The sequence below is a fragment of the Streptomyces sp. DS1-CR2 genome (assembly GCF_055760475.1).
Window position 1 is genome coordinate 2,451,600 of record NZ_CM147085.1, and the last position, 22,437, is coordinate 2,474,036.

A 22,437-nucleotide genomic window follows, 5' to 3' on the forward strand; every position below is an offset into this window, starting at 1 on the left:
TAGGAGATGCATTTTCCATGACAGACGCACTGAAGCGCCTCTCCGAAGAGGGCGTCGCGATCTGGCTGGACGACCTGTCGCGCAAGCGGATCACGTCCGGCAACCTTGCCGAGCTGATCGACCAGCAGCACGTCGTGGGCGTCACGACCAACCCGTCGATCTTCCAGAAGGCGATCTCGCACGGTGACGGCTACGAGCAGCAGCTCGCCGACCTCACCGCCCGCAAGGTCACCGTCGAAGAGGCCATCCGCATGATCACGACGGCGGACGTCCGTGACGCCGCCGACATCCTGCGTCCGGTCTTCGAGGCGACCGGGGGCCAGGACGGCCGCGTGTCGATCGAGGTCGACCCGCGTCTGGCCCACGAGACGGCGGCCACGGTCGCCGAGGCCAAGCAGCTGGCCTGGCTGGTGGACCGCCCCAACACGCTCATCAAGATCCCGGCGACGAAGGCGGGCCTGCCCGCGATCACCGAGGTCATCGGCAAGGGCATCAGCGTGAACGTGACGCTGATCTTCTCGCTGGAGCGCTACCGCGAGGTCATGGACGCGTACCTGGCGGGTCTGGAGAAGGCGAAGGCCGCTGGCCTGGACCTCTCCAAGATCCACTCGGTGGCGTCCTTCTTCGTGTCCCGCGTGGACTCGGAGATCGACAAGCGCCTGGACGCCCTCGGCACCGACGAGGCCAAGGCGCTCAAGGGCAAGGCCGCGCTGGCCAACGCCCGTCTCGCGTACGAGGCGTTCGAGGAGGTCTTCTCTTCGGACCGCTGGGCCGCGCTCGACAAGGCGCAGGCCAACAAGCAGCGTCCCCTGTGGGCGTCGACCGGCGTGAAGGACCCGGCGTACAAGGACACCCTGTACGTCGTGGACCTGGTCGCGCCCGGCACCGTCAACACCATGCCGGAGGCCACGCTCGACGCGACCGCCGACCACGGTGAGATCACCGGCAACACGATCGCCGGGACGTACGACCGGTCCCGCGCGGAGATCGCGGCGGTCGAGAAGCTCGGCATCTCGTACGACGACGTCGTTCAGGTGCTCGAGGACGAGGGCGTCGACAAGTTCGAGACGTCCTGGAACGACCTGCTCAAGTCGACCGAGGCGGAGCTCCAGCGCCTCGCCCCTTCGGAGGGCTGAGATCTTGACCCCAGTTCATGGAGCGAACCCGCTCCGTGACGCCGCAGACCGACGGCTCCCGCGTATCGCGGGGCCGTCGGGCCTGGTCATCTTCGGTGTCACGGGCGATTTGTCCCGTAAAAAGCTGATGCCCGCCGTTTATGACCTCGCCAACCGGGGTCTGCTTCCGCCGGGCTTCTCGCTCATCGGCTTCGCCCGACGCGAATGGGAGGACGAGGACTTCGCGCAGGAGGTGCACGACGCGGTCAAGGAACACGCGCGTACGCCGTTCCGCGAGGAGGTCTGGCAGCAGCTCGTCCAGGGCATGCGCTTCGTCCAGGGCAACTTCGACGACGACGACGCCTTCGAGCGACTGAAGACGACGATGCACGAGCTCGACAAGGCGCAGGGGACGGGCGGCAACTTCGCCTTCTACCTCTCCGTGCCCCCCAAGTTCTTCCCGCAGGTCGTGCAGCAGCTGAAGAAGCACGGCCTCGCGGACGCGCCCGAGGGTTCGTGGCGCCGCGCGGTCATCGAGAAGCCGTTCGGCCACGACCTCGAGTCGGCCAAGGAACTGAACGCGATCGTGCACGAGGTGTTCGCCCCGGACCAGGTGTTCCGGATCGACCACTACCTCGGCAAGGAGACCGTCCAGAACATCCTGGCCCTGCGCTTCGCCAACACCCTCTTCGAGCCGATCTGGAACCGGAGTTACGTCGACCACGTACAGATCACGATGGCTGAGGACATCGGCATCGGCGGCCGTGCCGGCTACTACGACGGCATCGGCGCCGCCCGCGACGTCATCCAGAACCACCTGCTGCAGCTCATGGCGCTGACCGCCATGGAGGAGCCCGCATCCTTCGACGCGGACGCGCTCGTCGCCGAGAAGGCCAAGGTGCTCGGCGCGGTCCGGCTGCCCAAGGAGCTCGGCGACCACACGGTCCGCGGCCAGTACGCGGCCGGGTGGCAGGGTGGCGAGAAGGCCGTCGGCTACCTCCAGGAAGACGGCATCGACCCCAAGTCGAAGACCGACACCTACGCGGCCATAAAGCTGTCGGTCGACAACCGCCGCTGGGCGGGCGTCCCCTTCTACCTGCGCACCGGCAAGCGCCTCGGCCGCCGCGTCACCGAGATCGCCGTCGTCTTCCAGCGCGCGCCCCACTCCCCCTTCGACCACACGGCGACGGAGGAGCTCGGCCAGAACGCGATCGTCATCCGCGTCCAGCCGGACGAGGGCATCACGGTCCGCTTCGGCTCCAAGGTGCCCGGCACCTCCATGGAGATCCGGGACGTGTCGATGGACTTCGCCTACGGCGAGTCGTTCACGGAGTCGAGCCCGGAGGCGTACGAGCGGCTGATCCTGGACGTCCTGCTCGGCGACTCGAACCTCTTCCCGCGCACGGAGGAGGTCGAGCTGTCCTGGAACATCCTCGACCCGATCGAGAAGTACTGGGACAAGCACGGCAAGCCGGCCCAGTACCAGTCCGGCACGTGGGGGCCCGCCGAGGCGGACGAGATGCTCGCACGAGACGGACGGAGCTGGCGCCGGCCATGAAGATCGACCTCACGGACACCACGTCCAGCAAGATCAACAAGGCGCTCATGGAGGGCCGCCGGTCCATCGGCACGCCCGCCGTCGGCATGGTACTCACCCTCGTCATCGTGACCGACGAGGAGAACGCCTACGACGCGCTGAGGGCCGCGAACGAGGCGTCCCGCGAGCACCCCTCGCGGACCCTCGTGGTCATCAAGCGCGTCTCCCGTTCGCCGCGCGACCGTACGACGTCGAGGCTCGACGCCGAGGTGCGCGTCGGCGCGGAGGCGGGGACCGGCGAGACGGTCGTCCTGCGGCTGTACGGCGAGGTCATCAACCACGCCCAGTCGGTCGTCCTGCCGCTGCTCCTGCCGGACGCCCCGGTCGTGGCCTGGTGGCCGGTGAACGCGCCGCTCGACCCGGCCAAGGACCCGCTGGGCGCGCTCGCCCAGCGCCGCGTGACGGACACATACGCGGCGGAGCAGCCCAACGACGAGCTGGAGGCCCGCGCCGGCGCCTACACGCCCGGTGACACGGACCTGTCGTGGACCCGGATCACGCCGTGGCGCTCCATGCTCGCCGCCGCTCTCGACCAGGTGGCCTGCAAGGTCAACTCGGTGGAGGTGGAGGGCGAGGAGTTCAACCCGAGCTGCGAGCTGCTCGCCATGTGGCTCGCGGACCGGCTCGACGTGCCGGTCAAGCGGTCGGTGTCGTCGGGCCCCGGCCTGACGGCCGTACGTATGGAGACGGACTGCGGCGCCATCGTGCTCGACCGTCCGGACGGTTCGCTGGCCACGCTGTCGATCCAGGGGCAGCCGGACCGCGCGGTGGCGCTCAAGCGCCGCGAGACGTCCGAGCTGATCGCGGAGGAACTGCGCCGCCTCGACCCGGACGACACGTACGCTGCCGCGCTGAAGTACGGCGTGCACCGGCTGGGTGAACCGGCGGCGGCGCCGGACGGGCAGGGGCCCGCGGCCGACGCGGACGCTCCTGCGGCCGCTTCCGCTCCCGCGAAGAAGGCGGCGGCCAAGAAGGCGCCCGCCAAGTCCGCCGCCGAGAAGTCCGCTTCGAAGGCGGCCGCCAAGTGATGAGCACGGCACCCCAGTTGGTGGTGCACCGCGACAAGGAGCTGATGGCGCAGGCCGCCGCGGCCCGGCTCATCACGAAGATCGTGGACGCCCAGGCCGCCCGCGGCTACGCGTCCATCGTCCTGACGGGCGGGCGCAACGGCAACGGACTCCTGGCCGCCCTCGCGACCTCTCCCGCCCGGGACGCGGTCGACTGGACGCGCCTCGACCTGTGGTGGGGCGACGAGCGGTTCCTGCCGGACGGCGACCCCGAGCGCAACTACACGCAGGCCCGCGAGGCGCTCCTCGACTCGGTGCCGCTCAACCCGGCCCGGGTCCACCCGATGGCGGCTTCGGACGGCCCGTACGAGGTGGACGCCGCCGCGCAGATCTACGCCGCCGAACTGGCCGCCGCAGCGGGGCCGGAGGACCACGGTCCGGTGCCGACGTTCGACGTGCTGATGCTGGGAGTCGGCCCGGACACGCATGTCGCGTCGCTCTTCCCCGAGCTGCCGGCGGTCCGGGAGACCGAGCGCACCGTCGTCGGTGTGCACGGTGCGCCCAAGCCGCCGCCCACCCGCATCTCGCTCACGCTCCCGGCGATCCGGGCCGCGCGCGAAGTGTGGCTGCTCGCGGCGGGCGAGGACAAGGCGGAGGCCGCGGCCATCGCGCTGTCCGGCGCGGGCGAGATCCAGGCGCCGGCCGCGGGCGCGTACGGCCGCTCGCGCACGCTGTGGCTGCTCGACTCGGCGGCGGCCTCACAGCTCCCGCCCGAGCTGTATCCGCCGCACGTCGCCTGAGGCTCGCCGCGCGCGAAGACACGAACGCAGGGGCCCCGCACCGAAGTTGGCCGGTGCGGGGCCTCTACGCGTGCGCCCTGCGATAGCTGCTGCCGTCACGCTCCCGTACGAGCAGCCCGTCGTTCACGCAGTATCTGCGCAGCGCCGAGGTGTCCTCGTGAACCGTGCGGAACGCGTCGTTGACCTCGCCCTCGGTGTAGGTGCGCTCGGTGTCGAAGAGCGTGTCCGTGAGGTGGACGAGGAGTTCGTGGCGCACGGCGGCGCGGACCGGGATCGAGGTGAGGCGGCCGCGGGCGAAGAACCCCGTGAGGCGGCGCGGCACGGCGGGGTGGATCTCCGCCGGGCGCTCGCGGCGGAACACGGAGGGGTCCGCCCGCAGCGTTCCGTCCGGCCGTCGCTCGACGAGCCCGGTGGAGACGAGTCGTCCCAGGTGCTTGCGGACGGCCGGGGAGTCCTCGTCGCGGGGCGCCAGCTCGTCCAGCACGATCCGCGCGTAGAGCTTCAGTCGTTCGGGGTCGGCGAGCGCGGACATGAGCTGGTCCATGAGGTCCTCCCGGCAGGTGACGCGACCGGAGCAGTGTCACCCGCCACGGGCGGCGGCGCATCCCCATTAGATGCGCCGCCCAGCGATCTAACGGCCCCGCAGTTCGCGGTACTTGGCCACCAGCGCCTTGGTGGACGGGTCGAGTCCCGGCACGTCGGTGCCCTCCGTGAGGGCGGGCTCGATGCGCTTGGCGAGGACCTTGCCGAGCTCGACGCCCCACTGGTCGAAGGAGTCGATGTTCCAGACGGCGCCCTGGACGAACACCTTGTGCTCGTAGAGCGCGATGAGCTGGCCGAGGACGAACGGAGTGAGCCGCTTCGCCAGGACCGTCGTCGTCGGGTGGTTGCCCCGGAACGTCTTGTGCGGCACGAGCTCCTCGGGCACCCCCTCGGCACGGACCTCGGCCGGGGTCTTGCCGAAGGCGAGGGCCTGCGTCTGCGCGAAGAAGTTGGCCATCAGCAGGTCGTGCTGCGCGACGAGTCCCGGCAGCAGGTCCGCCACGGGCTCGGCGAACCCGATGAAGTCCGCCGGGATCAGCTTCGTTCCCTGGTGGATCAGTTGGTAGTAGGCGTGCTGCCCGTTGGTGCCGGGGGTGCCCCAGACGACGGGGCCCGTCTGCCAGTCGACCTCCGTCCCGTCCCGCGTCACCGACTTGCCGTTCGACTCCATGTCGAGCTGCTGGAGGTACGCCGTGAACCGGGAGAGGTAGTGCGAGTACGGGAGCACCGCGTGCGACTGCGCGTCGTGGAAGTTGCCGTACCAGATGCCCAACAGGCCCATCAGGAGAGGGACGTTGGACTCGGCGGGGGCGGTGCGGAAGTGCTCGTCGACGAGGTGGAAGCCGTCGAGCATCTCGCGGAAGGCGTCCGGGCCGATCGCGATCATCAGCGAGAGGCCGATGGCGGAGTCGTACGAGTAGCGGCCGCCGACCCAGTCCCAGAACTCGAACATGTTGGCCGTGTCGATGCCGAAGTCGGAGACCTTCTCCGCGTTCGTCGACAGGGCCACGAAGTGCTTGGCCACGGCATCCTGGCCGGCCCTCAGACCGGTGAGGAGCCAGTTGCGCGCGGAGGTCGCATTGGTGATCGTCTCGATCGTCGTGAACGTCTTCGACGCGATGATGAACAGCGTCTCGGCCGGGTCGAGATCCCGCACGGCCTCGTGCAGGTCCGCACCGTCCACGTTCGACACAAAACGGACCGTCAAGTCCCGGTCCGTGAAGGAGCGGAGCACCTCGTACGCCATCGCCGGACCGAGGTCGGAGCCGCCGATGCCGATGTTCACGACGTTCTTGATGCGCTTGCCGGAGTGGCCCGTCCACTCGCCCGAACGGACCCTGTCCGCGAAGGCAGCCATCTTGTCGAGCACGGCGTGCACCTGCGGGACGACATCGACGCCGTCGACCTCGATCACCGCGTCACGCGGGGCCCGCAGCGCCGTGTGCAGCACCGCCCGGTCCTCGGTCGTATTGATCTTCTCGCCGCGGAACATGGCGTCCCGCAGACCGAAGACATCGGTCGCGGCGGCGAGCTCGCGCAGCAGGCGCAGCGTCTCGTCCGTGACCAGGTGCTTGGAGTAGTCGACGTGCAGATCGCCGACCTGGAGCGTGTAGTCGGAGCCGCGCGCCGGATCGGCGGCGAACAGCTCACGCAGCTGCACGTCTCCGAGTTCTTCCCGGTGCTTGGCGAGCGCCGTCCACTCGGGCATCTGATTGAGCCTGCGGCTTTCTGCGTTCATCTCGGACTTCAGCCTTCTCTCGTACCTGAGTACGTACCTTGCCCCACTGCTTGACCAACCTAATTGATCAGGGCCCGGTATACGGCATCTGTCCGGACCACTACGGCCGAACGAGTCCGGCCGGACACTTGGGTGTGTCCGGCCGGTGCTCAAGTCCTAGATCTCGCCCCGCAGTTTGGCGAGCGCCTCCGCGAGGATCGCCTCGCCGTCCGCGTCACTGCGCCGCTCGCGCACATACGCGAGGTGCGTCTTGTAGGGCTCGGTGCGGGGCGGGTCCGGCGGGTTGTCCCGGTCCTGCCCGGCAGGGAAGCCGCAGCGCGGACAGTCCCAAGTCTCCGGCACCTGCGCGTCGGAGGCGAAGCTCGGCTGCGTCTCGTGCCCGTTGGAGCACCAGAAGGAGATGCGCAGACGCGGCGCGGACTCGCCGCGCTCCGCCTCGCCCATCGGCCCCGCCCCGACCCGACTTCCTCGGATCGCGTTGCCACTTGCCACGGTCGTAACTCCCTGCGTGATGGTGCCGCGGAGCTTGTCGGCGTCTCGCTCCGCCGCGGGCGCCTCAGTCTACGTAAGGCCCAACGCGCGTCCAGTGATTGGAGTTACATCCCCGCCCCTAGACGCAAGCCCCATGATAGGCCGCGCCGGAGGGCGCGTACCGAACATGGGGCCTTATGTGCGCGATGTGCAGGTGTGACGGCGTCAGTTGTTGACCTTCATGAGCAGGCCGAGCACGACAATGCACGCGAACCACAGCAGACCGAGCACGATGGTGATGCGGTCCAGGTTGCGCTCGGCGACCGACGAGCCGCCGACGGACGACTGCATGCCGCCACCGAACATGTCGGAGAGACCGCCACCCTTTCCCTTGTGCATGAGCACAAGGAGCATCAGCAGCAGGCTGAAGACGATCAGGGCGATCGAGAACCCCATAACCACGGCTGGTCCCTACTTCCTGGCAATTCTCTCGGACTGATAGGTACTGCGATGAATCCGTACTGCGACTTATATGTGCTGCGGGGGCCCGGTGAAAAGCCACCCGGCCCCCGCAAGGGTACGACGTAACGCCGCTACCGCATACTCACTGGTCGCGGAACCGGATGATCTTGACGAACTCCTCGGCGTCGAGCGCCGCACCGCCGACGAGGGCGCCGTCGACGTCGGGCTTCGACATGATCTCCGCGACGTTCCCGGACTTCACTGAGCCGCCGTACTGGATGCGGACCTTGTCGGCCAGCTCCTGGGAGTACAGCTCGGCGAGCTTGCCGCGGATCGCCCCGCAGACCTCCTGGGCGTCGTCGGCGCCGCAGACCTTGCCGGTGCCGATCGCCCAGACCGGCTCGTACGCGATCACGACGGTCTCGGCCTGATCGGCCGGGATGTCCTTGAGGCCGCCCTCGACCTGCGACAGCGTGTGGGCGACGTGGTCGCCCGCGTCGCGGACGTGGAGCTCCTCGCCGACGCAGAGGATCGGGGTCAGGCCGTGCTTGAAGGCGGCCTTCACCTTGGCGTTGCAGACTTCATCGGTCTCGTTGTGGTACTGGCGGCGCTCGGAGTGGCCGACTGCCACGAACGTGCACTTGAGCTTGGCGAGCATCGGGCCCGAGATCTCGCCGGTGTAGGCGCCGGAGTCGTGGGCCGAGATGTCCTGGGCGCCGTACTTGATCTTGAGCTTGTCGCCGTCGACCAGGGTCTGTACGGAGCGCAGGTCGGTGAAGGGCGGCAGGACCGCGACCTCGACGGCGTCGTAGTCCTTGTCGGACAGGGCGAAGGCGAGCTTCTGGACGTGGGCGATGGCCTCGAGGTGGTTGAGGTTCATCTTCCAGTTGCCCGCCATCAGCGGCGTGCGGGTGGTCATTGAGGTTCAGTCCTCCAGTGCGGCAAGGCCGGGGAGCGTCTTGCCCTCAAGGTATTCGAGGGAGGCGCCGCCGCCGGTCGAGATGTGGCCGAATGCATTCTCGTCGAAGCCGAGGAGCCGGACGGCCGCGGCCGAGTCGCCACCGCCGACGACCGTGAAGGCCGGGGAGTCGAGGAGCGCCTGGGCGACCGCCCTGGTGCCCTCGGCGTAGTCGGGGTGCTCGAAGACGCCCATGGGGCCGTTCCAGAAGACGGTCCCGGCGTCGGCGAGCTTCGATGCGTACAGCTTGCGGGTCTCCGGACCGATGTCGAGACCCTCCTGGTCGGCCGGGATGGCGTCCGCGGCGACGGTGCTGGGGTTGGCCGGGGCCTTGGTCTTGAGGTCGGGGAACTCCGGCGCGACCAGGACGTCCACGGGGAGCACCAGCTCGACGCCGTTGTCCTCGGCGCGCTTGATGTACTCCTTGACGGCCGGGATCTGGTCCTCCTGGAGGAGGGAGATGCCGACCTCGTGGCCCTGGGCCTTGAGGAAGGTGTAGGCCATGCCGCCGCCGATGAGCAGGCGGTCGGCCTTGCCGAGCAGCTGGTCGATGACGGCGAGCTTGTCGGAGACCTTGGCCCCGCCCAGCGCGACGACGTACGGCCGCTTGACCTCGTCGGTGAGCTTCTTCAGGACGCCGACCTCGGTGGCGATGAGGTAGCCGGCGTAGTGCGGCAGGCGGGCCGGCAGGTCGTACACGGAGGCGTGCTTGCGGTGCACGGCGCCGAAGCCGTCGCCCACGTAGACATCGGCCAGGGCGGCCAGCCGGTCGGCGAACTCGCCGCGCTCGGTGCCGTCCTTCGACGTCTCGCCGGCGTTGAAGCGCAGGTTCTCGATGACGGCGACCTGGCCGGGCTCCAGACCGTCCACCGCGTCGTGGGCAGCGGGGCCGACGGTGTCCTGGGCGAACGCGACCGGCTCGCCGAGGAGCTCGGCGAGGCGCTCGGCGGCAGGCAGCAGCGAGAACGCCGGGTCCGGGGCTCCCTTGGGGCGGCCCAGGTGGGAGGCGACGATCACCTTGGCGCCCGCGTCGGCCAGGGCCTTGACGGTGGGCAGGACGGCGCGGATGCGGCCGTCGTCGGTGATCTGGCCGTCGGCGAGAGGCACGTTGAGGTCGGCGCGGACGAAGACCCGCTTGCCCTCGACCCCTTCGGCGAGAAGTTCGTCGATCGTCTTCATGGCTGGACTCCTGGACTACTTGGGTGGGCTGACGCACAACAGGGCCCGGACGGCGCGTCGTTGCGCGGTCCGGACCCTGTGCTCACATCGAGATGCCTGCTCTGGATTTAGAGCTGGCCGCCGACGAAGACCGTGAGGTCGACGAGACGGTTGGAGTAGCCCCACTCGTTGTCGTACCAGCCGAGGATCTTCACCGAGTTACCTTCCTGGACCATGGTCAGGGAGGAGTCGAAGGTGCAGGACGCCGGGTCGCCGACGATGTCGGAGGACACGATCGGGTCCTCGGTGTAGGACAGGTAGCCCTTGAGGTCGCCGTCCTCGGAGGCCTTCTTGAACGCGGCGTTGACCTCGTCCTTGGTGGTCTCACGCGCCAGGGTGACGACCAGGTCGGTGGCCGAGCCCGTCGGGACCGGGACGCGCATCGCGATGCCGTCGAGCTTGCCCTTGAGCTGCGGGAGGACCAGGGCGGTCGCCTTGGCGGCACCGGTGGTGGTCGGAATGATGTTCTCGGCGGCGGCACGGGCGCGGCGCAGATCCGAGTGCGGGAAGTCCAGGATGCGCTGGTCGTTCGTGTACGCGTGGACCGTGGTCATCAGGCCCTTGACGATGCCGAAGTTCTCGTCGAGAACCTTGGCCATCGGCGCCACACAGTTGGTGGTGCAGGACGCGTTCGAGATGACGTGGTCCGTCGCCGGGTTGTACTGGTCCTGGTTGACGCCCATCACGATGGTGATGTCCTCGTCCTTGGCCGGAGCCGAGATGAGGACCTTCTTGGCGCCGCCGGCGATGTGCTTCTCGGCGTCGGCCTTCTTCGTGAAGATGCCGGTCGACTCGATGACGATGTCGACGCCCAGCTCGCCCCACGGGATGTCCGCGGGGTTGCGCTCGGAAAGGACCTTGATGGTGTGGCCGTCGACGGTGATGGTGTCGGCGGTGTGCGTCACCTCGGCCTTGAGGCGGCCGAGGATGGTGTCGTACTTCAGAAGGTGTGCGGTGGTCGCGGTGTCACCGAGGTCGTTGACAGCCACGATCTCGATGTCTGCACCCTGCTCAAGCAGCGCGCGGAAGTAGTTACGCCCGATGCGGCCAAAGCCGTTGATGCCTACGCGGATCGTCACGAACCGATCTCCTCGTTGGTACGCCGGTTTTAGACGCCGGCGAGTTGTATGGGATGTCCCCGACCGCCTCCGACCCTACCTCTCCGAAGCCCTCCGGGTGACATTGAGTGGGCCCTTGCGCGGCCCGGCGGCCCGTACCGCCCAGTAGGGGCTCGGACCGCCGGGATTCCCGCTCATCTGGCGCTTTTCGCGAAAAGTGAGCGGGGTATTTTGTCCGTTTTTCGGCCTGGCCTTTCTCAGCTCCTCAGGGAGGCCAGCGCCTTCCCCACGAGCACGCTGCGCTCGGCCGCCGTGGCGACGTGTTCGAGACCGAATCCGAGGAGCACGGTGTCCTTGGTGCTGACGGCTCCGTATGTCTTGAACAGTTCACCCGCACGGGCCCAGTTCTTGGTGACGACGGGGCTGCCCGGGGGCGGGCCCGCGACCGTCCAGGCGCCGAACGACGACTCGAAGCCCTCGGTCTCCTTCACGGCGCCGCCGGTCACGACGGACGCGTTGTCGGCGAGGACGCCGTGGCCGCCGCTGCCGGGGTCGGTGATGTAGCTGAGCGAGACCTCGACCGTCTTTCCGGCGTAGGCGCTCAGGTCGAAGGTCACCGGCTTCCAGCCGTCCGAGGCGCCGGTGAGGCTGTTCCAGGAGCCGGAGGTGCCGGTGGCCCTGCAGCCCGCGCTGCCGGGCGTCAGATAGCGCTTGAGAGCCGGGTGCTCCTTGATCAGGAATCCGGCCTCGCACTCGGCGGGGACGGCGTTCGTCGTGGCGCCGCCGGCCTCGGGCAGCGTCGTCCAGTCCTCGGCACCCGCCGTGTGCGCCTCAAGGACCGCGTGGTCGTAGCCGGGCTCGGTGTCCCACAGGAGCTGGAACTTCAGGGCCGGCTTGTCTGCGGCGGAGACCCCGGTGAGGTCGATGGTGCGGGTCAGGCGCTTCCAGCCGTCGTCCGTGTGCACGGCCGCGGCCATGGAGCTGCCCTCGTAGGGGCTGTACGGGTTGGGGGTGCCCGCGTACGCACCGGCGCCCGCGCTCGTGAACTGCGGGTAGTCGGCCTTGGACAGCACGTCGGAGGTGGCCTGGTAGGTCGCGGCGATGTTCAGCGGGTTGCCGGGAGCGTCGCCGAGGCCCGCGGCGGCGCCGGTCAGCACGCCGGATCCGGCGAACTTCGAGGCGCCGGGTGTCGACGTACGCGAGTACGCGCCCAGGTAGTACTGGCTGAAGTCGTTGGTGGTGGTGTCGCCGATGCTGACGGAGCCGCCCGCCTGCTCACCGGCCTCGATCAGCTTGCCGCCCTCGTTGAGGTAGTCGCGCAGGGCGAGCTGGGTGGTGAGGCCGGGGCGGTCGGCGCCCGTGTAGTGGACGACGGTCCTGAAGTGGTCGAGCACCGCGAGTGCGTCCGGGGCGCCCTGCGTGGCGACGTTCCACACGAGCGGGGTGCGGCCGTTCGCCTTCAGCGCGTCCACGTACGCCTTGCTCTGCCCGCCCGTGGCGTCGTTCTCGGCGACGACGAGGGTGTCGGCCCTGGGCCGCTCGGCCACGGTGTACGTGAAGTGGTCGCTGGAGGTGCGCTTCCCGGACTTGCCGCGTCCTGTGAACCAGACCTCGACCTTGTCGCCCGGGTCCGCGCCCTCGATCCTCGCGCGGTACGCGTCGAAGTGGAGGTTGTCCTCGCCGCCGTAGGTCTCGCCGCCCTTCCAGGCGCGCAGGTCCTCGTCGTGCGTACGGCCGCCGTCGACACGGTAGTTGAGCTCCTTGTCGCGCAGCGACCTGCGGGCGGTCACGGAGACTTCCTGGTCGGCGCCGCGCGCGTACGACGTGCTGAAGGCGGCCGGGGTGAAGTCGGGGGCGTCGAGGCCGACCGAGGAGGACGGCTGATCGGGGTGCGCCGCGGTCTCGGCCACGGAGAGCGCGAACGGGACGTTCTTGACGAACTCCTGCTGGATCAGCTTCTCGTCGTCCGGGAAGGTGAAGACCGACTCGCAGTCCTCGGGGCGCCACTGGTCGTCCGGGTCGACGGCCGACGCGGTCTGACATTCACTCATCTCCGGCGTGAACATCCCGATGCCGTTGACGTTGCCCGCGTGCCCGTCGGCCTCGCCGTTGGTGGTGTACAGCTCGGAGGAGACCTGTGGGTGGTAGCCGGGGATCGCGGAGTTCTCGGGGGTTCCGGCGAGCGCCTTGTAGAGCACGTCGTCCGGCGTCGGGGTGGCCACCTGCCAGCCCACTCCGTAGAGCAGCAGCTCGGCCGCGGAGTGGTAGTTGATGGCGTACCGGAAGCCGATGCGCTTCTCGAAGGCGTCGAGGGCCTTCGTCTCGGGCTCGGAGCCGGGGCTCGCGCCGCGATAGGTCTCGCTTGCGGGACTCGGGGACGAACCCTCGTCGTCGTAGCCCCACTTGTAGGCGAAGTTGCGGTTGAGGTCGACGCCGTCGCCCGTGGTGATCGCGCCGTCGCCGTTCACGTCCCGCATGTTCTTGCGCCACTGGCGGTCGCCGTCGGGGTTGAACGTCCAGTCGTATCCGTCGGGGTTGGCGGACAGGACGAACCACATCTCCGTGGAGTCGACGATCTTCTTGATGCGCTTGTCCTTGGAGTAGTTGTCCAAGTAGTAGTGCATCAGGCGGCGGGTCATCTCGGGGGTGATCCACTCGCGGGCGTGCTGGTTGGACATGTAGAGCACGGACGGCTTGGCGCCGTCCCTCGTCGTACGGGCGCCCTTGCTGAGCTTGAGCGCGAGGATGTCCTGGCCCTGGAGCGTCTTGCCGATGGAGACGACCTTGGTGAGGCCGGGGTGCGCCTGGCCCGTCCTGACGATCTCCTCCTGGAGATTGCCCTTGCCGCTGTAGGGGCGGAACACGCCGTCGCCCGCGGCCGCCACGCGCGCTCGCGCCTTGGCGGAGAGCGTGTGCTCGGTGAGCTCGACGCCCTTCCTCTCCAGCTGCTCGGCCTGCTTGTCGGTGAGGTAGACCTCGACCTCGGCCTTCCCCTTCTCGGGGGCCTGTTCGCCGAGTTCGTGTCCGTCCTGTCCGGCCGCGAGGAGCAGGGGTACCTGCTCCTTCGTGACCTCGGCGCGGAACACCTTGACCGGATCGGAGTCCGACCGGGGTGCACCGCGGCTCTCCGCCTGGGCGACGGGCGTCAGTCCCGCGCCTCCCAGTCCGCCCAGTACGAGTGCCGTGGCCGCGAGGATCGATCTCGCTCTTCGTCTCATGAGCCCCCCTTGCAGTTGTGTACCCGCAGTTGTGTACCGCAGAAGCAGTTGCGTACCGCAGAAGCAGGTGAGTAGCGCAGAAGCTGTGGTGAACCGCAGAAGCGGCTGTTTACCGCAGAAGCGAACAGACGCCAGACTCATGACAGTTCATGGTCAAGTCAAGGGCGCGTCAAAGGGGTCCCGTCACGCCTTGCCCGGTCCCCATGGGCAGCGAAAACGCCGGTGCCCGGGCCCCGGCAGGGCGCCGGCACCGGCGTGAGGCATTCCGCTCCGGGGTCAGCCGGCGAGGTTGTCGGCCATCTCCTCGCTGATGTTCGACTCCGTGCCCGGGATGCCCATGTCCTGGGCCCGCTTGTCGGCCATCGCGAGCAGGCGGCGGATGCGGCCCGCGACGGCGTCCTTCGTCAGCGGTGGGTCGGCGAGCGCGCCCAGCTCCTCCAGGGAGGCCTGCTTGTGCTCCATGCGCAGCCGGCCGGCGGCCGCGAGGTGTTCAGGCACCTCGTCGGCGAGGATCTCCAGGGCGCGCTGCACGCGGGCCCCGGCGGCGACGGCGGCGCGCGCCGAGCGGCGCAGGTTCGCGTCGTCGAAGTTGGCCAGGCGGTTGGCGGTGGCGCGGACCTCGCGCCGCATCCGCCGCTCCTCCCAGGCGAGCACCGACTCGTGCGCCCCCATGCGGGTGAGCAGGGCGCCGATGGCGTCCCCGTCCCGTACGACGACACGGTCCACACCCCGTACCTCACGGGCCTTGCCCGCGATCTGGAGGCGGCGTGCGGCCCCGACCAGGGCCAGCGCGGCCTCCGGGCCGGGGCAGGTCACCTCAAGGGAGGAGGAGCGGCCGGGCTCGGTGAGCGAGCCGTGCGCCAGGAAGGCCCCGCGCCAGGCGGCCTCGGCGTCGCAGGTGGCCCCCGAGACCACCTGCGGCGGGAGACCCCGGATCGGGCGGCCGCGGCCGTCGACGAGACCGGTCTGGCGCGCCAGCTGGTCACCGCCGGCCACGACCCGTACGACGAAGCGCGAGCCCCGGCGCAGCCCGCCGGGCGCCATCACGATCAGTTCCGAGCTGTGCCCGAAGATCTCGAGGATGTCCCGCTTCAGCCGTCGTGCCGCCATCGCGGTGTCCAGCTCCGCCTCGATCACGATGCGGCCGCTCACCAGGTGGAGCCCGCCCGCGAAGCGCAGGATGGCCGAGACCTCTGCCTTTCTGCAGCAGGTCCGGGTGACGGGAAGCCGGGAGATCTCGTCCTTCACCGCTGCCGTCATCGCCATGGGCCGATCCTTCCATGCATCCGAAAAATACGGTCGTACGCGGCGGCCAACAGCTCCGGATCGTGCCTCGGAGTCCCGTCGGGCCTGGCCACAGGCGCCAGCTCGACCGCAGCGCCGAAGCCCTCCTTGGCGGCGTCGGTCAGGGACTCGCGGTCGGGCACGGCGGCCTCGTCGGCCAGCACCACGTCCAGGGCGAGTTTAGGGGCGTGTCGTCCCAAAACCTCCAAATGACGCTGCGGTGAGAACCCCTCGGTTTCTCCGGGCTGCGGCGCGAGGTTCAGCGAGAGGACCCTGCGGGCCTTCGTCGCCATCAGCGCGTCGAGCAGCTCGGGCACCAGCAGATGCGGGATGACGGAGGAGAACCAGGAGCCGGGGCCGAGCACCACCCAGTCGGCGTCGAGCACCGCGGCGACTGCCTCGGGGACGGCCGGCGGGTCGTGCGGCACGAGGTGCACGGACTGCACCTCGCCGGGGGTGAGCGCCACCGTGGCCTGGCCGCGCACCGTGTCGATGTCATCGGGGCGGGTCGGGTCGTGCCCCTTGACCAGGGCCTGGAGCTCCAGCGGCACCGCGGACATGGGCAGTACGCGCCCCTGCGCACCCAGCAGCTTGCCGACCAGGTCGAGGGCCTGCACATGGTCGCCGAGCTGCTCCCACAGAGCGACGATGAGCAGATTGCCGACGGCGTGCTCGTGCAGGTCGCCCTGGGACTGGAAACGGTGCTGGATGACGCGGGCCCAGGTCTGGCCCCAGTCGTCGTCGCCGCACAGGGCCGCGAGGGCCTTGCGCAGGTCGCCGGGCGGCAGGACGCCCAGCTCGTCGCGGAGCCGGCCGCTGGAGCCGCCGTCGTCGGCGACGGTCACCACGGCGGTGAGGTCGCCGGTGATGCGCCGCAGGGCCGCCAGTGACGCGGACAGGCCCATGCCGCCGCCGAGGGCGACGACCTTGGGCTGGGCGCCGCGCCGGCGGCCCGTGGGAGGGGTGACCCGGCGGAGCCTGCTGCCGAGCCGGAGGGTGCGACCGGTCATTCGCGGCCCATGTCCCGGTGGACGACCACGGTCTCCACGCCTTCCGCCGCGATGCGCGCGGCGAGCTTCTCCGACATCGCGACGGAGCGGTGCTTGCCTCCGGTGCAGCCGACCGCGATCGTCACGTACCGCTTGCCCTCGCGGCGGTATCCGGCGGCGATGAGCTGGAGCAGCTCGGTGTACCGGTCCAGGAACTCCTTGGCGCCGGGCTGGCCGAAGACGTAGTTCGCCACCTCTTCGTTCAGGCCGGTGAAGGGGCGCAGCTCGGGGACCCAGTGCGGGTTCGGCAGGAAGCGCATGTCGACGACCAGGTCGGCGTCGACGGGCAGGCCGTACTTGAAGCCGAACGACATGACCGTGGCTCGCAGCTCGGGCTCCTCGTCGCCGGCGAACTGGGCGTCCATCTTGGCGCGCAGCTCGTGCACGTTCAGGCTGGAGGTGTCGATGACCAGGTCGGCGTCGCCGCGCAGCTCGCGCAGGAGCGTGCGCTCGGCCGCGATCCCGTCGACGATGCGGCCGTCGCCCTGGAGGGGGTGCGGGCGGCGCACCGACTCGAAGCGGCGCACCAGGGCCTCGTCGGAGGACTCCAGGAAGACGATGCGCCGGGTGACCTGGCGGGACTCCAGGTCGGCGAGGGACTGGTGGAGGTCGTCGAAGAAGCGGCGGCCGCGCACGTCGACGACGACGGCGATCCGGGCGACATTGCCCTGGGAGCGGGCGCCGAGCTCGACCATGGTGGGGATCAGCGCGGGCGGCAGGTTGTCGACGACGAACCAGCCGAGGTCCTCCAGACACTTGGCGGCCGTGGAACGCCCGGCGCCGGACATCCCGGAGATGATCACCAGCTCGGGGATCGCCGCTTCGGGCGCCCCGGGGGTCTCGCTCGTCGTACCCGTACTCACCTGTGCTCCGTCTGTCTCCGCCGCCTGGCCCGCCGGGTCATCGGGGGCCGGCTTTGGTGCCTGTTCGCCCTGCTCGTTCTCGTTCATGGCTCCTGCCCCCGTCGTCCTTCCGAGGTGGCCGCGGCCGTGGCCGTGGGGTCCTCGTCTTCAATGATCTCTCCTGTGGCCGTGTTCACGGCCGGTGCGGCGGGCTCCGCGTTTGCGAAGGCAGCCACGATCGTCTCTGCCGTCTTGCGGCCTATGCCGGGAACCTCGCAGATCTGATCGATTGTGGCCGATCGCAGGCGCTTCACCGAACCGAAGTGCTTGATCAGGGCATGCTTGCGCGCGTCCCCGAGACCGGGCACCTCGTCGAGCGGCCCGGCCCGGAAGCGCTTGGCCCGCTTGGTGCGCTGGTACGTGATCGCGAAGCGGTGGGCCTCGTCACGCACGCGCTGGAGAAGATAGAGGCCCTCGCTGGTGCGCGGAAGGATCACCGGGTCGTCCTCGTCGGGCACCCAGACCTCTTCGAGGCGCTTGGCCAGGCCGCACACCGCGATGTCGTCGATGCCCAGCTCGTCCAGCGCCCGCTTGGCCGCCGCGACCTGCGGCTGCCCGCCGTCGACGACGACCAGCTGGGGCGGGTACGCGAACCGCTTGGGGCGGCCGTCGTCCTCGGTGAGACGGGACTCGATCGGACCGTCCTCGTCCGTCAGCTCGGCGTCGGACCACTCCCCCGACTTCTCCTGCGCCGCCAGATAGCGCTTGAAGCGGCGCGTGATCACCTCGTGCATGGAGCGGACGTCGTCCTGCCCCTCGAAGCCCTTGATCTGGAAGCGCCGGTACTCGCTCTTCCTCGCCAGTCCGTCCTCGAAGACGACCATCGAGGCCACGACGTCGTCGCCCTGGAGGTGGGAGATGTCGTAGCACTCGATGCGCAGCGGGGCGCTGTCCAGCTCGAGAGCCCCGGCGATCTCCTCCAGGGCGCGCGAGCGCGTGGTGAGGTCGGAGGCGCGCTTGGTCTTGTGGAGCGCGAGCGCCTGCTGCGCGTTCCTGTGGACCGTCTCCATGAGGGCCTTCTTGTCGCCGCGCTGCGGGATCCTCAGCGACACGTTCGACCCGCGGCGCGTGGTGAGCCACTCCTGTACGGGTTCCAGGGGCTCGGGCAGCGCGGGCACGAGGACCTCCTTGGGAACGGCGTCCCCGCGCTCCTCGCCGTACAGCTGCTGGAGCGCGTGTTCGACGAGGTCACCGCTGGTGACCGCCTCGACCTTGTCCGTGACCCAGCCGCGCTGGCCGCGCACGCGCCCGCCCCGCACATGGAAGATCTGCACGGCGGCCTCGAGCTCGTCCTCGGCGAGGGCGACCAGGTCGGCGTCCGTGGCGTCGGCGAGGACGACGGCGCTCTTCTCCATCGCCTTGCGCAGCGCCTCTATGTCGTCACGCAGGCGTGCGGCGCGCTCGTACTCCATCTCCTCGGCGGCGTCCGTCATGTCCTTCTCGAGACGGCGGATGTACGTGCCGGTGCGGCCGGTCATGAAGTCGCAGAAGTCCTCCGCCAGTTCGCGGTGCTCCTCGGGCGAGACGCGGCCCACGCAGGGGGCCGAGCACTTGCCGATGTAGCCGAGGAGGCAGGGGCGGCCGGTGCGGGCGGCGTTCTTGAAGACGCCGGCGGAGCAGGTGCGGACCGGGAAGACACGAAGCAGCAGGTCGACGGTGTCACGGATGGCCCAGGCATGCCCGTAGGGACCGAAGTAGCGCACGCCCTTCTTCTTCTGGCCGCGCATGACCTGCACGCGCGGGAACTCCTCGTTCATCGTCACCGCGAGGTAGGGATAGCTCTTGTCGTCGCGGTACTTGACGTTGAACCGGGGATCGTACTCCTTGATCCAGGAGTACTCCAGCTGGAGCGCCTCGACCTCCGTGGACACCACGGTCCACTCCACGGACGCGGCCGTGGTCACCATGGTGCGGGTGCGGGGATGCAGGTTCGCCAGGTCCTGGAAGTAGTTGGCCAGGCGCTGGCGCAGGCTTTTCGCCTTCCCGACGTAGATCACCCGGCGGTGCTCGTCACGGAACCTGTACACCCCTGGGGAGTCCGGGATCTGTCCCGGCTGGGGGCGGTAGCTGGAAGGGTCGGCCATGTCAGACACCCTACTTGCGGCCACCGACAGTGAGGTTGCCCGCGCGATTCCCGGAGCGGTCCGGCGCCCGCCCGGCGAGACGGTTTGCGCAGCGAGTCTTGTCCGGTTCAGATCAACACGCTTCAATGCCGGGTGAATTGGGGCCGCGCACGCCCCGGCCGGACGGCCGTTGTGAGGACGCACGGGGGAGGGCCCTGGATGTCGTACGGCACACAGCACGCGGACGCCGGCGCGCCCGCACTGGAGACGGCCCTGCGGGCGGGGCCCTTCCATGTCGCCCTGCGGGCCGCGATCACCGCGCGCGGGCTGCCGCTGCACCGTGTGCAGCACCATCTGACCCGGCGCGGCGTCACGGTCGGCGTCACCAGTCTGAGCTACTGGCAACAGGGGGCGAGGCGCCCGCAGCGCACCGAGTCGCTGCGGGCGGTGCGCGCCCTGGAGGAGATCCTGGACCTGCCCGACGAGTCCTTGATCCGGCTGCTCGCCAGGGACGAGGAACACACGGCCCGCCAGCGCCCCTCGACCCGCTCCTACCGCTCGCTCGTCGAGGCCTCGGGCGTCCTCGAACAGTTCCTCGCCGAGCTCGGCTCGCCCCCGGACGGCGGCCTGCACACGGTCGGCCACCACGAGCGGGTGCGGATCGGGGCGCGCCGCGAGCTCCTCGGCCTCGACTCCCAGCACATCGTGCGCGCCCACCAGGACGGCGTGGACCGCTATGTGGCCGTCCACCACGGAGACCCGGGATGCAGCACCGATCACATCTCGGTGCGCGCCCTGGAGAACTGCCGGACGGGGCGGGTGCGCCGGCACCGCGGGACGGGCGTCGTCGTGGCGGAGCTGCTCTTCGGCGCGCGGCTGCGGGCCGGCGACACGTTCCTCTTCCGCTACGGCTTCGAGGACGGCACGGCGGGCCCCTCATCGGAGTATCTGCGCGGCTTCGGCGTCGCGGGCGGGCAGTACGCGCTCCAGGTCAGATTCACCGAGGGCGTCCTGCCCGTGCGCTGCCACCGCTTCACCCAGCACTCGGCGGCGGCCCCGCGCGGCGGCCGTCAGGACCTGACGCTCAGCGCGAGCCACCGTGCCGTCCATGTGGTGGAGCCGCAGGTGCGGGCCGGGATCCTGGGGATCGGGTGGGACTGGGAGGCCTGATCGGGGTCCAGGTGCGGTCAGGCCTCCGGGCCCGCGACGATCTTGCCGTTCTTCACCACGACCGGCACCTTCGCCAGCGGCTGCGTCGCCGGGGCGTGCAGCACCTTGCCGGTCTCGGCGTCGAACTTGCTGCCATGGCAGGAACACGTGAGTTCCGTGCCCTCCAGCATGCTGATGGGGCACCCCGCGTGCGTGCAGATGGTGCTGAACGCGGCGTACTTGTCGGCCGCCGGACGGCTGACCACCACGTTCTCGTCCCGGTACAGCTTGACGCCGCCGACGGGCACCTCGTCGGCCTTGCCGAGGTGGACCGGGGCCGTCGGCGCCGCATCCGGGCCGTCGTCCGATCCGCCCGTCGAGCAGGCGGCGATCCCGAGCCCCGCGGTCCCGGCGAGGGCGGCACCCCGCAACACGGTTCGACGGGCGGGCGACGTGCCGGGCATGAGGACTCCAGGGATCGGTCGGGGTGGGGCGGGCCGCTGCTGCACGCCAAGGCGCACATCGGTCGCAGATCCGACCATACCGGTGGGGCACGTGACGGCTCGGGGGACCCTCTCGTCCAGCCTCGGCTTCGCGCCCGCCTCTCTGCTCATGGCCGCGATGGTCGCAACGCTCACGGCCATCTCGGTGGCCACGCTGCGTCCCGACACGAAGGGTCTGCCCGAGTCGGTCCCGGACGTGCCCGCTTCCGGCCGGGGCGGTGTGCCCGAGCCCGCGAGCCTTTAGCCTGTGCCTCGGCCCTGCCCCTCCGATCCACCGCACCCCAGCAGTTCAGCACTCCAGCACTGCCGCACCGCTTGGCCGTTCGGCCCGAAAGGAACCACCCGTGATAGTCGTCGCCGGAGAGGCCCTGATCGACCTCGTGCCGCAGGGCGGGGCCGCCGATGACGGCGGCGACGACCTGCCCGCGCTGGCGCCCCGGCTCGGCGGCGGCCCTTTCAACACCGCGGTGGCCGTCGGCCGGCTCGGCTCCCCCGTGGCCTTCTGCTCACGGGTCTCCCGCGACGCGTTCGGCCAGGCGCTGCTCGGCGGGCTCGCGCGGGCGGGTGTCGATGTGTCGTACGTCCAGCGGGGCGACGAACCGACGACGCTGGCGGTCGCGTCGATCGCCGCGGACGGATCGGCCGGTTACTCGTTCTACGTCGACGGCACGGCCGACCGGCTCTTCTCGGTGCCCGACCGGCTCCCGCCGGGCACACGCGCGGTGTCGTTCGGTACGTGCTCGCTGGTTCTTGAGCCGGGCGCGAGCGCGTACGAGGAGCTGATGCGGTCGGCCTCGGCCCAGGGCGTGTTCACCGCGCTCGACCCGAACATCCGGGCCGCCCTCATCCCCGACCCGGACGCGTACCGGGCGCGCTTCAAGAGCTGGCTCCCCTCGACCGGCCTGCTCAAGCTGTCCGAGGAGGACGCGCAGTGGCTGGGCGGCACCCCGCAGGAGTGGCTGGCCTCGGGGCCCGCGGCCGTCGTGATCACGCGGGGCGGCGACGGCCTGACGGTCTTCACGCAGGGCGGCGCGCGCTACGACGTACCGGGTGAGCGGGTCGATGTCGTCGACACGATCGGTGCGGGCGACACCGTGAACGCGGCGCTGATGCACGGTCTGGCCTCGTGGGACGCGCTGTCCGTGGAGGCGGTGGCGGGCCTGGGCGAGGACGACTGGCGCCGGCTGCTGCGGTTCGCCGCCCGCGCGGCCGCGGTCACCTGCTCGCGGGCGGGCGCCGAACCTCCGTACGCATCCGAACTCCCGCCGCTGTAGCGGCCGTTCACGCGCTCGGGTCGGCTGT

At 70.0% G+C, this 22,437-nt stretch carries 20 protein-coding genes; 7 read left to right on the forward strand and 13 right to left on the reverse strand.

What is annotated here, in order from left to right; genetic code table 11:
• The first annotated feature begins 17 nt into the window (after positions 1–17).
• From tal to pgl, 4 genes are read left to right on the forward strand one after another with little or no spacing between them, the layout of a single operon-like run.
• Positions 18–1,136: a transaldolase gene (gene tal / locus ACY0PA_RS12135; protein WP_473084630.1), complete on the forward strand. Its 1,119-nt coding sequence runs from the start codon at positions 18–20 to the stop codon at positions 1,134–1,136.
• Between the two features lie 4 nt (positions 1,137–1,140).
• Positions 1,141–2,673, forward strand: a complete 1,533-nt coding sequence (gene zwf / locus ACY0PA_RS12140) for a glucose-6-phosphate dehydrogenase (RefSeq protein ID WP_473084631.1) — start codon at positions 1,141–1,143, stop codon at positions 2,671–2,673.
• Positions 2,670–3,740, forward strand: a complete 1,071-nt coding sequence (opcA, locus tag ACY0PA_RS12145; RefSeq protein ID WP_473084632.1) for a glucose-6-phosphate dehydrogenase assembly protein OpcA — start codon at positions 2,670–2,672, stop codon at positions 3,738–3,740. The genes zwf and opcA overlap by 4 nt, the downstream gene beginning before the upstream one ends.
• Positions 3,740–4,519 (forward strand): 6-phosphogluconolactonase, encoded by a 780-nt coding sequence (gene pgl, locus ACY0PA_RS12150; protein WP_473084633.1) that lies wholly within the window; start codon positions 3,740–3,742, stop codon positions 4,517–4,519. The genes opcA and pgl overlap by 1 nt, the downstream gene beginning before the upstream one ends.
• 64 nt (positions 4,520–4,583) lie before the next feature.
• Here the strand turns inward: pgl and ACY0PA_RS12155 are convergent, their stop codons facing one another.
• The 12 genes from ACY0PA_RS12155 to uvrC form a co-directional block, all read right to left on the reverse strand.
• Positions 4,584–5,063, reverse strand: a complete 480-nt coding sequence (locus ACY0PA_RS12155) for a DUF2087 domain-containing protein (protein WP_473084634.1) — start codon at positions 5,061–5,063, stop codon at positions 4,584–4,586.
• Positions 5,064–5,150: 87 nt separating this feature from the next.
• Positions 5,151–6,800: a glucose-6-phosphate isomerase gene (pgi, locus tag ACY0PA_RS12160; protein WP_473084635.1), complete on the reverse strand. Its 1,650-nt coding sequence runs from the start codon at positions 6,798–6,800 to the stop codon at positions 5,151–5,153.
• A gap of 156 nt (positions 6,801–6,956) precedes the next feature.
• Positions 6,957–7,244 carry an RNA polymerase-binding protein RbpA gene (locus tag ACY0PA_RS12165; RefSeq protein ID WP_007448238.1) on the reverse strand — a complete coding sequence of 96 codons (288 nt, stop codon included), beginning with the start codon at positions 7,242–7,244 and terminating at the stop codon, positions 6,957–6,959.
• Positions 7,245–7,496: 252 nt separating this feature from the next.
• Entirely contained in the window at positions 7,497–7,727 is a 231-nt protein-coding gene (secG, locus tag ACY0PA_RS12170; RefSeq protein WP_100592391.1) for a preprotein translocase subunit SecG, read from the reverse strand.
• Between the two features lie 148 nt (positions 7,728–7,875).
• A complete protein-coding gene (gene tpiA / locus ACY0PA_RS12175) occupies positions 7,876–8,652 on the reverse strand; it encodes a triose-phosphate isomerase (RefSeq protein ID WP_473084636.1) in 777 nt (258 codons plus the stop codon).
• Between the two features lie 6 nt (positions 8,653–8,658).
• Complete coding sequence (locus ACY0PA_RS12180) at positions 8,659–9,870, reverse strand: phosphoglycerate kinase (protein WP_473084637.1); 1,212 nt, start codon at positions 9,868–9,870, stop codon at positions 8,659–8,661.
• 107 nt (positions 9,871–9,977) lie between these two features.
• A complete protein-coding gene (gene gap / locus ACY0PA_RS12185; protein ID WP_266565571.1) occupies positions 9,978–10,988 on the reverse strand; it encodes a type I glyceraldehyde-3-phosphate dehydrogenase in 1,011 nt (336 codons plus the stop codon).
• Between the two features lie 236 nt (positions 10,989–11,224).
• Positions 11,225–14,185: a M14 family metallopeptidase gene (locus tag ACY0PA_RS12190; protein WP_473084638.1), complete on the reverse strand. Its 2,961-nt coding sequence runs from the start codon at positions 14,183–14,185 to the stop codon at positions 11,225–11,227.
• Positions 14,186–14,461: 276 nt separating this feature from the next.
• Positions 14,462–15,451 carry a DNA-binding protein WhiA gene (gene whiA / locus ACY0PA_RS12195; protein WP_100592386.1) on the reverse strand — a complete coding sequence of 330 codons (990 nt, stop codon included), beginning with the start codon at positions 15,449–15,451 and terminating at the stop codon, positions 14,462–14,464.
• Positions 15,442–16,479 carry a gluconeogenesis factor YvcK family protein gene (locus tag ACY0PA_RS12200; RefSeq protein WP_473084639.1) on the reverse strand — a complete coding sequence of 346 codons (1,038 nt, stop codon included), beginning with the start codon at positions 16,477–16,479 and terminating at the stop codon, positions 15,442–15,444. The genes whiA and ACY0PA_RS12200 overlap by 10 nt, the downstream gene beginning before the upstream one ends.
• Complete coding sequence (rapZ, locus tag ACY0PA_RS12205; RefSeq protein WP_473084640.1) at positions 16,476–17,468, reverse strand: RNase adapter RapZ; 993 nt, start codon at positions 17,466–17,468, stop codon at positions 16,476–16,478. Before rapZ ends, ACY0PA_RS12200 begins: the two co-directional genes overlap by 4 nt.
• Complete coding sequence (gene uvrC, locus ACY0PA_RS12210) at positions 17,465–19,504, reverse strand: excinuclease ABC subunit UvrC (RefSeq protein WP_473084641.1); 2,040 nt, start codon at positions 19,502–19,504, stop codon at positions 17,465–17,467. Before uvrC ends, rapZ begins: the two co-directional genes overlap by 4 nt.
• Before the next feature lie 198 nt (positions 19,505–19,702).
• Here uvrC and ACY0PA_RS12215 point away from each other — a divergent pair, with 198 nt between their 5' ends.
• A complete protein-coding gene (locus ACY0PA_RS12215) occupies positions 19,703–20,653 on the forward strand; it encodes a hypothetical protein (protein ID WP_473084642.1) in 951 nt (316 codons plus the stop codon).
• Positions 20,654–20,670: 17 nt separating this feature from the next.
• Here ACY0PA_RS12215 and ACY0PA_RS12220 read toward each other — a convergent pair whose 3' ends face one another.
• Positions 20,671–21,096: a Rieske (2Fe-2S) protein gene (locus tag ACY0PA_RS12220; protein WP_473084643.1), complete on the reverse strand. Its 426-nt coding sequence runs from the start codon at positions 21,094–21,096 to the stop codon at positions 20,671–20,673.
• Positions 21,097–21,187: 91 nt separating this feature from the next.
• Between ACY0PA_RS12220 and ACY0PA_RS12225 the strand changes: the two genes are divergently transcribed.
• Entirely contained in the window at positions 21,188–21,379 is a 192-nt protein-coding gene (locus ACY0PA_RS12225; protein ID WP_473084644.1) for a hypothetical protein, read from the forward strand.
• Between the two features lie 100 nt (positions 21,380–21,479).
• Positions 21,480–22,409, forward strand: a complete 930-nt coding sequence (locus tag ACY0PA_RS12230) for a carbohydrate kinase family protein (RefSeq protein ID WP_473084645.1) — start codon at positions 21,480–21,482, stop codon at positions 22,407–22,409.
• The last annotated feature ends 28 nt before the right edge of the window (positions 22,410–22,437 follow it).

Coding starts and splice junctions, on each gene's coding strand:
- tal (WP_473084630.1), top strand. CDS start 18: ATGACAGACGCACTGAAGCGCCTCTCCGAAGAGGGCGTCGCGATCTGG.
- opcA (WP_473084632.1), top strand. CDS start 2,670: ATGAAGATCGACCTCACGGACACCACGTCCAGCAAGATCAACAAGGCG.
- pgl (WP_473084633.1), top strand. CDS start 3,740: ATGAGCACGGCACCCCAGTTGGTGGTGCACCGCGACAAGGAGCTGATG.
- ACY0PA_RS12155 (WP_473084634.1), bottom strand. CDS start 5,063: ATGGACCAGCTCATGTCCGCGCTCGCCGACCCCGAACGACTGAAGCTC.
- pgi (WP_473084635.1), bottom strand. CDS start 6,800: ATGAACGCAGAAAGCCGCAGGCTCAATCAGATGCCCGAGTGGACGGCG.
- ACY0PA_RS12165 (WP_007448238.1), bottom strand. CDS start 7,244: ATGGGCGAGGCGGAGCGCGGCGAGTCCGCGCCGCGTCTGCGCATCTCC.
- secG (WP_100592391.1), bottom strand. CDS start 7,727: ATGGGGTTCTCGATCGCCCTGATCGTCTTCAGCCTGCTGCTGATGCTC.
- tpiA (WP_473084636.1), bottom strand. CDS start 8,652: ATGACCACCCGCACGCCGCTGATGGCGGGCAACTGGAAGATGAACCTC.
- ACY0PA_RS12180 (WP_473084637.1), bottom strand. CDS start 9,870: ATGAAGACGATCGACGAACTTCTCGCCGAAGGGGTCGAGGGCAAGCGG.
- ACY0PA_RS12190 (WP_473084638.1), bottom strand. CDS start 14,185: ATGAGACGAAGAGCGAGATCGATCCTCGCGGCCACGGCACTCGTACTG.
- whiA (WP_100592386.1), bottom strand. CDS start 15,451: ATGGCGATGACGGCAGCGGTGAAGGACGAGATCTCCCGGCTTCCCGTC.
- ACY0PA_RS12200 (WP_473084639.1), bottom strand. CDS start 16,479: ATGACCGGTCGCACCCTCCGGCTCGGCAGCAGGCTCCGCCGGGTCACC.
- rapZ (WP_473084640.1), bottom strand. CDS start 17,468: ATGAACGAGAACGAGCAGGGCGAACAGGCACCAAAGCCGGCCCCCGAT.
- uvrC (WP_473084641.1), bottom strand. CDS start 19,504: ATGGCCGACCCTTCCAGCTACCGCCCCCAGCCGGGACAGATCCCGGAC.
- ACY0PA_RS12215 (WP_473084642.1), top strand. CDS start 19,703: ATGTCGTACGGCACACAGCACGCGGACGCCGGCGCGCCCGCACTGGAG.
- ACY0PA_RS12220 (WP_473084643.1), bottom strand. CDS start 21,096: ATGCCCGGCACGTCGCCCGCCCGTCGAACCGTGTTGCGGGGTGCCGCC.